General features: G+C 66.9%; 8 protein-coding genes and 1 pseudogene. All 9 read right to left on the bottom strand.

From position 1 onward, the window contains the following. Positions 1-518, bottom strand: a 518-nt coding sequence (locus DTW89_RS20010) for a type IIL restriction-modification enzyme MmeI (RefSeq protein WP_330863509.1), incomplete at its 3' end; no start/stop codon positions are given. 244 nt (positions 519-762) lie between these two features. Continuing rightward, complete coding sequence (locus DTW89_RS17460; RefSeq protein ID WP_236637194.1) at positions 763-2,961, bottom strand: DNA methyltransferase; 2,199 nt, start codon at positions 2,959-2,961, stop codon at positions 763-765. Positions 2,962-2,983: 22 nt separating this feature from the next. Further along, complete coding sequence (locus DTW89_RS17455; RefSeq protein WP_114656851.1) at positions 2,984-4,303, bottom strand: type II toxin-antitoxin system HipA family toxin; 1,320 nt, start codon at positions 4,301-4,303, stop codon at positions 2,984-2,986. Between the two features lie 39 nt (positions 4,304-4,342). Further along, the gene (locus DTW89_RS17450; protein ID WP_114656850.1) at positions 4,343-4,645 is read right to left on the bottom strand and encodes a helix-turn-helix transcriptional regulator; all 303 of its coding nucleotides are present in this window, start codon (positions 4,643-4,645) and stop codon (positions 4,343-4,345) included. A gap of 131 nt (positions 4,646-4,776) precedes the next feature. Beyond that, a complete protein-coding gene (locus DTW89_RS17445) occupies positions 4,777-4,980 on the bottom strand; it encodes a YjfB family protein (RefSeq protein WP_024815024.1) in 204 nt (67 codons plus the stop codon). Between the two features lie 346 nt (positions 4,981-5,326). Then, positions 5,327-6,808, bottom strand: coding sequence for a dihydrolipoyl dehydrogenase (locus DTW89_RS17440; RefSeq protein ID WP_114656849.1), 1,482 nt, complete (start codon positions 6,806-6,808; stop codon positions 5,327-5,329). 234 nt (positions 6,809-7,042) lie between these two features. Further along, positions 7,043-7,819, bottom strand: coding sequence for a putative bifunctional diguanylate cyclase/phosphodiesterase (locus DTW89_RS19835; RefSeq protein ID WP_236637193.1), 777 nt, complete (start codon positions 7,817-7,819; stop codon positions 7,043-7,045). A gap of 58 nt (positions 7,820-7,877) precedes the next feature. After that, positions 7,878-9,425, bottom strand: a pseudogene (locus DTW89_RS19830) (MASE3 domain-containing protein); the annotation flags it as partial. 297 nt (positions 9,426-9,722) lie between these two features. After that, a complete protein-coding gene (locus DTW89_RS17430; protein ID WP_114656852.1) occupies positions 9,723-10,325 on the bottom strand; it encodes an IMPACT family protein in 603 nt (200 codons plus the stop codon). Between the last annotated feature and the right edge of the window lie 122 nt (positions 10,326-10,447).

The following is a 10,447-nucleotide window of genomic DNA, read 5'->3' as shown; positions in this document are numbered from 1 at the left end:
GTCCCCGCCTGCCCCAGCACGCGCTTGCGGTGGGCGTCGATCTGCTCGGCCAGGTGGGCGATGCGCTCGCGCAGGGGCGGGGTCAGGCCGGTGTCTTCGTCGGGGAAGGGGAAGGTTTCGAAGCAGCGGGATTTGACGTACACCGGGTCGTTGCCCACGCCCAGCCAAGAGCCGGTGGCCAGCGCCCAGTCGATGTGCAACTGGCTGGAGAGCAAGCCCAAGTGGAATGCGTCATTCAGTGTGATGGCAATAAGCTTGTTGTCCGGCAGGATGCTGGCGTCGAGGAACTGGAAGGTGCGGTGCTTGGCGGTTTCGACCGTGGCGATGTAGCGAGGCAGGCCAGCGAGCGCTGGCCGCAATTCTCTGCGGGGTTCGCCAAAAACCCACCAGTTGTTTCTGTACACGGCTCGATTGTTTTGGTCGCGCTCGGGTTTGACCCGCTCCAATAACCACTGGTACACGCTGGGGTGCTGTGTGCGCAATTCCTCGGCGGTCAAGCCGAAGGCGTCAATAACCATCGAGCCGCGCGGCCTGTCCGTCAGGTCGCGGCCATTGCGGTAGTGGCGTACCAGCGCTGGGTTATTCCAATCGGCGGCTTGCTCGGGTGTCACGATGAAGCCAGCGCCGTGCAGCTTCACCCCGGGCGAAGAAATGCGTGCCATAGCTTGCAAAGGTATGGCCGCCGCCACATTGGCGCCCACGCTCAGGTCGGCATGAATCAAACCGCGCCGTTCCTGCAGCGCCACCGTCACTTCCCCATGCTCACCGGGTCGCTCGTCTGTCACCGTGAGCAACTGCCCTTCGCCCACACCGGGCGCAGCCACCGTCATGGCAATGCGCACGGCGGCGCCGTTGGCGCCGTCCACCCACGGGTGGTCGGGAATCGCCATGACCAGATGCAGCGGCTGCACCGTTTGAATTGTCGCTTTCGTGGGGGGGGGGTGACAATCTTGCTTCAACCACGCGCCGATTGAACGTCTGGCGCAGGCTGTTGGTCGTAATCAAGCCCATGCGCCGCGTGTGCCCCGCAGCCACCTGCGCGGCGGCGTGGTGCCACCAGAACATCACAAAGTCCGCACTCTCTGGCACCTCGGGCCAGGCGCCGCGCAGGGCTTGCACGTAGCCGTCGCCTAAAGCGGCGCGCATGCTGGCGGCGCCAATAAACGGCGGGTTCCCCACAATGAAATCCGCCTGCGGCCAATGCGCCTGCCGGGCGCCCACGTAGCGCCATTGCGGCACCTGGGCGGCTTCGTCGGGCACCTGTTCGCCGGTGACAGGGTGGGTTTTGAAGGTGGTGCCGTCCCAGCGGCTGAGCAACTGGCCGGCATCGTCGTAGGCCAGCTCTTGTGCATCCCAGGCCAGCACGGCGTCGCGGCATTCGATGTTGCCGTAGTTGTGCACCACGGGCTCGGCCACGGCGGCGTTGCCACGGGTGCGGATGTGCCATTGCAGGTAGCCAATCCACAGCACCAGCTCGGCCAGGGCGGCGGCGCGTTCGTTCAGCTCGATGCCGCGCAGTTGCTGCAGCGTCACCGTTTCGCCTTCAAAGCCGAGCTGGTCTTGCGTGTGCCCCAATTCTTCGAGCTGGTTGACGACTTCGCCCTCCAGGCGCTTGAGGTGCTCCAGCGTCACGTACAAAAAGTTGGCACTCCCACAGGCCGGGTCGAGCACGCGGGTGGTGCACAGCTGGTGGTGGAATTTTTTGACCTCGGCGCGGGCCTCGGCCAGCTTGGCCTCCATGGCCTTGCCCTCCAGCGCGGCGGCTTCGTGGGCCAGCACCAGGGCGGCGGCCTGGGCGTTGGCCCAGTCGGCGCGCAGGGGCTCGATGACGGTGGGCAGCACCAGGCGCTCTACGTAAGCGCGGGGCGTGTAGTGCGCGCCCAGGGCGTGGCGCTCGGTGGGGTCCAGGGCGCGCTCCAGCAGGGTGCCGAAGATGGCGGGCTCCACCTCGCGCCAGTTGGATTGCGCGGCTTTGATGAGCAGGTCAATCTGCTCGGGCGTGAGCAGCAGGCTGTAGCCGTCTTGCCCCGCGCCTTTGAAGAGCTTGCCGTTGAAGTGCAGCACGGGCTTGGCCAGCGCGGCGCTGAAGCCGCCCCGGTCCATGTCGGCCCACAGAATGCGCAGCATGTGCTGCAGCGTGGCGGGGTCGTCGCGGTGGGTTTGCAGCAGGCCGAGGAAGGCGCCTTTGGGGAGCAGCTCCACGTCTTCGGCAAACATGGAAAACAGGCAGCGGGTGAGGTAGGCTGCTACGGTTTCAGGAGCTATTGGCGCTTGCTGCACAAGCGCTAGAGGCTGATTTGGCTTGAAGTTTGCGCCATTACCCTCCAGCGACTTGGCCAGCTGGGCCAGCAGCGCGGCCACGTCGCGGGTGACCTGGGCGCTGATGCGGGCGGGGTTCAGGCTGTCGGGGTCGGTCCAGATGCGGCGCAGGCGGTCTTGCACCTCGGGCCGGGCCAGGTCGGCCAATTGCAGGCGGTGGCTGCGCGGGTCGGGGTAGGGGGTGTAGGTGCCGCCGGTTTTGCTGAACTCGGCATACACCTCGATCACGGTGCCCACATCCACCACCAGCACAAAGGGCGGGCGGCCATCGGCTGCGGGCAGGGCGCGCGCATAGGCCTCGCCCTGGCTGCGGGCGCGCAGCAGGCCGTCGTCAAAACCCTTGGTGTGGCTGCCGGCCTTGAGTTTTTTGGCCTCGAGCACAAAGTGGCCGCGCCGGTAGCAATCAATGCGGCCGGCGCTGGTGCTGCCGTCGCCGTGGGCAAACGTGACCGGGCGCTCGAACATGTAGGTTTGCTCGGGCGTGGGGTGCGGGCGCTCTACGCCCAGCAGCGCGCACAGGTCCATCACAAAGCTTTGGGCGGTGGCCAGCTCGCTGGCGGTGTTGTGTTGCCAGCGCTGGATGAAGGCCTGGGTGGCGGTGGCGTCAATGGCGGCGGTGGCTGCGGTGGCGGTAGAGGTCATGCAATGGGGGTCGGCAAAGGGGTCAAAGGCCCAGGGCGGTGGCGCCTTGCAGGCGTTGCAGCACGGTGCGCTGCATGGCAGGCGGGGCGGTGTGCAGCAGCTGCGGCCAGTCGGCCTGCGCCAGTCTAACTACATCCCGTAACAAAGCCAGGTGCCGTGGCACGCGCAGCAGGCCTGCGGATTTGAGCAGGGCCTGCATGTCGGCCCAGGTGAAGGCGCGCAGGGTGCGGTCGATGGCGCGGTTGACGGCGTATTGGGCCTCGGGCACGCCGTCAAAAAAGGCGGCCACGCAGACGGGGTCGTACACCGGGGCGAGCTGGGGCGTGCGGCCATCGGGGTAGATGAGGGCCCAGTTTTTGAGGTGCGCGTCGGTGTTGCCCATGAGGATGAAGGCCACCATGCGGGCCAAAAACTCGCGCGTGTCCTGCACGGGCTGGCTGCTCAGGCGGTTGAGCACGCGCAGCATGGTGGCCCAGTCTTGCTGGATGCCTTTGCCGTATTTCTGGCGCGGGGTATAGCCCAGCACCTGGTTGAACTCTTCCATGTGCACGCGGGCTCCGCCGGGCAGGTGGTCAAAGCGCTGCACGGCCAATATCTCGTTGAAGGGCACGGTGGCGGGCAGGTCGGCCTCGGCGCGGGTGATGACGCGGGCCTGGGCGCAGTGCAGGCCCAGCGCCTTGCACAGCTGGTAGCCGGTGTATTCGTTGGCCACCAGATCGGGGTGGGCGGTGGTGGGCAGCTTCAATATCACGCTGCCTGCCGCGCCCTGGCGGTGCACGGTGTAGCGGCGGCCTTCTTGCACGGCGCTGAACTTGGTGACCACGCCGGGCAGCGAGGCGGCGTCTTCCACGGGGTATTCGACAAACCCCGGCTCCAGCACATCGAGGCCCTGGGTGGTGTGCCAGTGGCGCACCACATCAGGAATGCCGTCTTGCGCGGGCACGGGCTCTACCTCCAGCGCGCCCATCAGGTCGTGGCCGGCGGCCGCGAGCAGCTCGAATTCGTCGTCGGGGCTGCAGCCGCGCTCGCGCGCGAGGCGCTCGCGGTTGTGGCCCTCGGGCAGCAGGTTTTGAAAATACACGGGCCAGCGCCCATCGGTGCGCACCAGCCGCGCATCGCGCGCCGAGGCCAGAATTTGCTGCGTGGCGGCCTCATCAGCGCCCTGGTAGCTGAGCGACAGCGTGGGGCGCTGCGGGTTGCGGATGTAGGCCTCGTCAAACGACACGCGCAGGATGTCGCCGTATTGCGAGAGGTAGCCAATGGCCTCGCGCCCGCCCGCTGTGCCGTTGGCCTGTGCAGGGCGGTGCAGGTAAAGGCGCAGGTAGCGGATGGAGGTGGACATGGAATGTGCGTTGTATGGGCGTGCAGCGGGCCGTTACGGTCAGCGGCGCAGGCCATCAACGACGGAGGGCGGCGCATCTACACCCTCGGGCTGGCCCAAAAATTTGCCTCCCGACTGGATGAACGCTTGCAGGCTGGGCCGCAGGCTGCTGGGCACGGCAATGATGTCCATGCCCAGCACGCGCGCCATTTCGGCCAGGGTGGAGTAGCGGGGGTCGAGTTCGCCGCCTTCGGTGCGCTGCACCGTCATGCGCGAAAGGCCCGCGCTTTCGGCCAACTGGGCCTGCGTCATCTGGTGGGCCTTGCGGGCGGCGGCGAGGGTGGTGATCAGGTCGTTGTGCATGATCGTAAATATACGCTTTTAATCAAAAATGTATAGTTTGAGTTTCATGCGGACAAAAAAAGGCCGCCGGTTGAGGGCGGCCCGCGAGGGTTTACCTTGGAGAGGTTGGGACTGGCAAAAACCCTGTGGATTTATGCAAATGTGTTGACCTGGGTGCCCAGCGTGCCCGATGTGGCCAGGGCGGGCTGGGGCAGGGCTTGCAGCAGGGTGGCTGCGGCGCTGGCCTGCACGTCCAGGGCTTTTTTCAGCACGGTGATGTTGATGGCATCCGACGTCTGGCGGCTGGCCAGGGCGGTGGAGGTGCTGACGATGCTGTTGGTGAGGCCGACGTCCATGCGGGGTTCCTTGGAGTGATGTCTAGGGCGTGTCATCAATCAATCGCCCCACGCGAAAGCCAGTCAGGCCGTGCAGTGCTAGGCGCCCTGAGCACCGTGTAGCCCCGCTACACAAGCGAAGGGTAACGACGCAATGCGCGGCCTGACTGGCTTTCCCTTCGGGCTGGTCCCGCAATGCGGCGTCTGCTTTGTCGCGTGCCTTGCCTATAGATGACTATGGGCTGCGCCCCGCTTCGCGCATCCATCCACATTGCGGGGCCAGCGCGCGGGGGGATTGATTGATGACACGCCCTAGTTATCGGCAGGTGCGCGCCGCGCTGGAGGGGTGTTACATCTGGGGCGCACGCTATTCCAGCGCGGGCACACCGATGGCGGGGCACGAGGCGAGGTCGGATTCGGGCGCGTTGGCAGCATCGGCCAGCTGGCGGGCCGCGTCGCGCAGCGCGGTGCGCAGGCCTTCTTCGAGCACCGGGTGGTAGAACGGCATGCCCAGCAGTTGGTGCACCGTGAGCTTTTGCTGCACGGCCAATGCCAGCAGGTGGGCCAGGTGCTCGGCTGCGGGGGCGCACATTTCGGCGCCCTGCAGGCGGCCGGTGGCGCGGTCGGCATACACATGCAGGCGCCCGTAGTTGCGCTGGGCGGCGCGGGCGCGGCCCTGGTTGGTAAAGCGGACAGTGCCGGTGACGGTGTGGGCGCTGTCCAGGTCGGCCAGGCGCTTGCCCACCATGGCCACTTGCGGATCGCAAAACACGATGGCCAGGGGTGTGCGGCGCTGAAAGCGCGTGGGTGTGGGGGGTGTGGGTATGGCCGCCGGTGCCGCAGCGGGCGCCGCAGCAGGTGTCAGGGCGCAGGCCATGGCGTTGATGCCGGCAATGTGGCCTTCGTCGGCGGCTTCGTGCAGCAGCGGCGCATGGGTGTTGGCGTCGCCCGCCAAAAACACGGGCAGGTCACCGATCTGCTGGGTTTGGGGGTTGACGGCGGGCATGCCGCGCGGATTGAGGGGCACGCCCAGGGTTTCCAGGCCCAGGTGTTCGATGTTGGGCACGCGGCCCATGGCGGCGATGACCTGGTCCACCACCACGCGGTTGGGGCCGCTGCTGACCTCGATGCCGCCCGCCACCTCGCGCAGCTCGGCCGGGGCGCCGGTGTGCAGCAGCATTTCTTGCTTGAGCAGGGCGGCCAGCTCGGCGTTGAGGGCGGGGTCTTTGAGGCCAGCCAGGTGGGGGCTGGTGGTGAAGGCGGCCACTTCGATGCCCAGGCGGGCCAGCGCCTGCGCAATCTCCACGCCAATCACTCCCATGCCGATCACGGCCACGCGCGGGCCCAGCGTGGGCTGCTCGAACAGGGTGTCGGTGGTGAGGATGCGGTCGCCAAAGGCCAGCCATTCATCCGGCACGCGGGGGCGCGAGCCGGTGGCGATGATGATGCTGCGCGTGGCGTAGGGGGTGCCGTCTATGTCTACTGCGTTGGGGCCCAGCACCGTGGCGCGGCCTGCCATGCGGGCAGCGCCCAGGGTGTCGGTGGCTTGCAGGGCGCCGGCCACAAACTGGTCGCGCAGGTCGCGCACGCGCTGCAGCACGGCGGCGATGTCGGCGGTGAGGCCCTCGGCGCCGCGCAGGCCAAATGCTTCAAAAGCATGGCGGCGGTGAAAGGCGTTGGCCGCTTCGATCAGCGCTTTGGATGGCATGCAGCCCACGCGTGCGCAGGTGGTGCCCCAGGGGCCTTCGTTGACGATGAGGTAGCGGTCGGTGCGCTTGCGCACCTCGCGCAGCGCGGCCAGGCCTGCCGTGCCTGCGCCGATGATGAGGGTGTCGAGCGGTTGGCTCATGCGGTGTCTCCCAGGGGCCACGAAAGCTGCAGTGTGCGTGCGCAGCGGCCGTTGGGCGTGTAGGCGCACAGGCATTGCGCGTGGCGGTGGGGGGCGGCAATGTGCGGGTGCGGGGCCTGCAGGGTGCGCTGGCGTGGTCGGCCCGTGGGGGCGAACCGGGCCTTGGCAGATGCAGGCCAAATAACAGGGTTTTTGAGGCCTGGCGCTTGCTGGTAAAGCGCAGGCAGCTACTGTTTATGTAGCGTTTTCGACGGCCTGAACCCCGCGCTGCGCTGCAACGGCGGGGTGTGCGGTGTGCGCCGGGTGGGCCGCGCCCCGCGGGTGGGCCTGCAGGTTGGCGCGCACAAAGGTTTCCAGGTGCTCAGGCAGCAGCGGGCGGCTGTAGTGGTAGCCCTGCACCTGGTCGCAGCCTTGCGCGCGCAGATAGTCCAGTTGCTCGGCGGTTTCCACGCCTTCGGCGATGGTGCTCATGCCCAGGCTGTGGGCCATTTGCACGATGGCGGTGGCAATGGCCTGGTCGTCCGGGTCGGTGCCGATGTCGCGCACGAACGACTGGTCGATCTTGAGCTGGTTGATGTGAAAGCGCTTGAGGTAGCTGAGCGACGAATACCCGGTGCCAAAGTCGTCTATGGACAGGCGGATGCCGCGCTGGCTCAGCTCTTGCATTTTTTGGGCGGCGGTTTCGGGGTCTTTCATGGCCACGACTTCGGTCAGCTCCAGCTCCAGGCCTTCGGGCGGTACGCCGGTTTGCTGCAGCAGTCGGCCCACCAGGTCGGGCAGCCCGGGTTGGCCAAACTGCACCGCCGAGAGGTTGACCGCCATGGTCATCATGGGCAGGCCGCCATCGAGCCAGGCGCGCAGCTGGCACAGGGCGGTGTGCAGCACCCATTCGCCAATGGGCACGATGAGGCCGTTGGCTTCGGCCAGCGGAATGAATTCGGCAGGCGACACGACGCCCCATTGCGGGTGGGTCCAGCGCAGCAGGGCTTCGACGCCGACGATGCGGCCCACCGGAATGGCGCGAGAGCGTGTCGTGGTCTTGCAGGCTGGAGCGCAGGCGGTGGGAGACTTCGAGCAGCAGCATGTCGCCCTCGCTGTGGCCCAGCGAGTCGTTGATGTCCTTGAAGCGGTCAAGGTCGATCCACAGCAAGGCCAGGGCGGGGCTCTGGCGGAAGGCGTGTTGGAAGTGCGCGCCCAGCAGGGTGCGGTTGGGCAGGCCGGTGAGCTGGTCGTAGTGCGACAGCTGCTGTATGCGCTCGGCAGCCTGTTTGCGCTCGGTCACGTCTTCTTTGTGGGCGAGGTAGCTGGTGACCTCGCCCTCGGCGTTGCGCACCGGGTAAATGAGCACCGATTCGGTGTATTCGCGGCCGCTTTTGCTGCGGTTGCTCAGTTCGCCTTGCCAGGATTTGCCTTGTGTGAGCCGGGCCCACATGCCCTGGTATGTGGCGGGCGGCGTTTTGCCCGATTGCAGCATGCGCGGGTTTTGCCCCAGCACTTCGGCGGCGGTGTATTCGCTGGAGCGGGTGAAGGCGTCGTTGACGAACTCGATGCAGCCCTGCAGGTCGGTGATGACGATGGGCAGGGGGCTTTGCGAAACTGCCTGCGAGAGCTTGCGCATGGCCTCTTCGCTTTGCAGGCGTTGGGTGATGTCGCGCGAGATGACCACGTAGCGCGGCCCCTGGCCGGGCTGTGGGGCCTTGCGCGCAACCGACAGTTCAAACCAGCGTTTGCCGTCGGGCACCTGCAAGGCAACCACGCGGCCGCGCGAGAAACCGGTCTGGCGGGCTTCGTCCAGGGCGGCCAGCGAAATGCGCGCGGCCTCGGCGGGCAGGGCTTCTTGCAGGGTTTTGCCCAGCAGCTGTGCAATGGGGGCCGCCAGGGCGCCAGCGTGGCCGGCGCGCGCATCCACGTAGCGCCCTTCATCATCAAACTCCAGCAGGGGGTCGGGCAGGGCGTCCAGCGTGGCCTGCAGCTGCCGTTGCGAGTTGCGCAGCAAGGTGTAAGGCCGCTGCACGGTTTCCACAAAAACCGCGCGGTACAAAAAGGCGTAGGCCAGCACTTTGTAAAAGTGGCCCGTGAGGTTGTAGATGTCGGTGACGCCGGTGTAACGGGTAAAGAAAAACTCGCTTTGCGCCATGACGCACGCCGCCGCAAACAGGCCGCTGGCGTTGAAGCTGCGCTGGCGGCGCATGTGCCACAGCAGCCGGGCTGCGGCGGCAAGGTACAGCGCCATCAGCGTGTATTCGAAAGCGATCTTGAAGGAGGTCAGCCCGCCGCCCGGCACAAAGGTAAGGGGCAGCAGGTGCGGCGCCAGAAAGAACAGCCCGTGCAGCGCGGCCACCAGCACCAGCACCGTCGCCGTCATCAGCGTGGCCCGCGAGCGCGTGGCGGTGCTGCCCCAGGGCAGCCAGGCCACCGCCAGCAGGGCCAGTGCGCTCAGCAGCCGCGCCGACAGCCAGTAGTGGATGGCTTTCTCGGACGTGTTGGGGGTAATGAAATCGGGCATGCCGATGTAAGACAGCATGTGGCTGAAGTCGAGCAGGCCCACGCCCAGGAAAGCGCAGCCCAGCAACAGGGCATTGAGCGGCAACTGCTCGCGCCGCACGCTCCATGCCATGCCATGCCATGCCAAAGGTGAGCGCCGCCACCACAATCGCCAGCGTTTCCAGCGCCATGTGCAGGGGCGGATAGTGCGAAACGCCCTGCAGGCCTGGAAGCATGGGCAGCGCCATGACCAGCAGCAACAGCACAAACAGCGCGACGACGGCACGGATGGCTTGGCGGGCTGCAGGCTGGTGGCTTGGGTGGATCAGCATGGGCGGGGGTGGTGCCGGTTACCGGGGGTACCGCGGGGGGCGGCGAAACAGGTCTGTGTGCAAGTGTCGTAGTTGTAAAGCGGTGTTCCCCGGGCTGTTTATGACCCGCCGGTCAGTTGATCGGGCCAGCCCACACGGCCTTGGCCGAGGTCGTTGATACGCTGCACAAAGGCGCTGGCCTGGGTTTGGGGCAGGCGCAGTTGCAGCGTGACGAGCGAACCATGCTGCACGCCCAGCAGCTCGGCGCCCGCGGCCTCGATTTCGCGGCGCAGCAGGCCTTCCAGTGCATAGGGCACCAGGCATTGCAGCGTGGCCATGCGCTGCAGTTGCACCTTGGGCGCGTGGAGCAGGGCCTGGGCCACGCAGTCCGTGTAGGCACGCACCAGCCCGCCCGCGCCCAGTTTGACGCCGCCAAAGTAGCGCACCACGGTGGCCAGAACGCCTTCGAGGTCCTGGTGGCGCAGCACATCGAGCATGGGGCGCCCGGCGGTGCCGCCGGGCTCGCCGTCGTCCACGGCGGCCGATTGCCCGCCCGCCAGCAGCGCCCAGCAGATGTGGGCCGCGCCGGGGTGCTGCTTCCAGAGCGCATCGACATGCGCCTGGGCGCTGGTGCGGTCGGGCATGGGCTGCACGCAGCCGATGAAACGGCTCTTCTTGATGATGATTTCGCTGTGAACGGGCGCGGCCAGGGTCTGGGACATGGGCCCCAAGCTTACCGGCACGATGGCGGGGTGCCTGGCAGGGACAAGCGGCCCCAGCGGCGACAAAAATGGCCTGCCGCCGTAAAATGCGCGGTTACCCACCAAGACCGCGCCCCCACCAT

Origin of the sequence: Acidovorax sp. BoFeN1, from assembly GCF_003345135.1 — a bacterium.
GTDB lineage: Bacteria > Pseudomonadota > Gammaproteobacteria > Burkholderiales > Burkholderiaceae_C > Acidovorax > Acidovorax defluvii.
The sequence above is the reverse complement of the archived record's forward strand: the minus strand, read 5'-3'. Positions and strand labels throughout refer to the sequence as shown.

What these genes read in the sequence shown, in the direction of transcription:
- DTW89_RS17460 (WP_236637194.1), bottom strand. Translation starts at nt 2,961, where the DNA reads ATGACCTCTACCGCCACCGCAGCCACCGCCGCCATTGACGCCACCGCC.
- DTW89_RS17455 (WP_114656851.1), bottom strand. Translation starts at nt 4,303, where the DNA reads ATGTCCACCTCCATCCGCTACCTGCGCCTTTACCTGCACCGCCCTGCA.
- DTW89_RS17450 (WP_114656850.1), bottom strand. Translation starts at nt 4,645, where the DNA reads ATGCACAACGACCTGATCACCACCCTCGCCGCCGCCCGCAAGGCCCAC.
- DTW89_RS17445 (WP_024815024.1), bottom strand. Translation starts at nt 4,980, where the DNA reads ATGGACGTCGGCCTCACCAACAGCATCGTCAGCACCTCCACCGCCCTG.
- DTW89_RS17440 (WP_114656849.1), bottom strand. Translation starts at nt 6,808, where the DNA reads ATGAGCCAACCGCTCGACACCCTCATCATCGGCGCAGGCACGGCAGGC.
- DTW89_RS17430 (WP_114656852.1), bottom strand. Translation starts at nt 10,325, where the DNA reads ATGTCCCAGACCCTGGCCGCGCCCGTTCACAGCGAAATCATCATCAAG.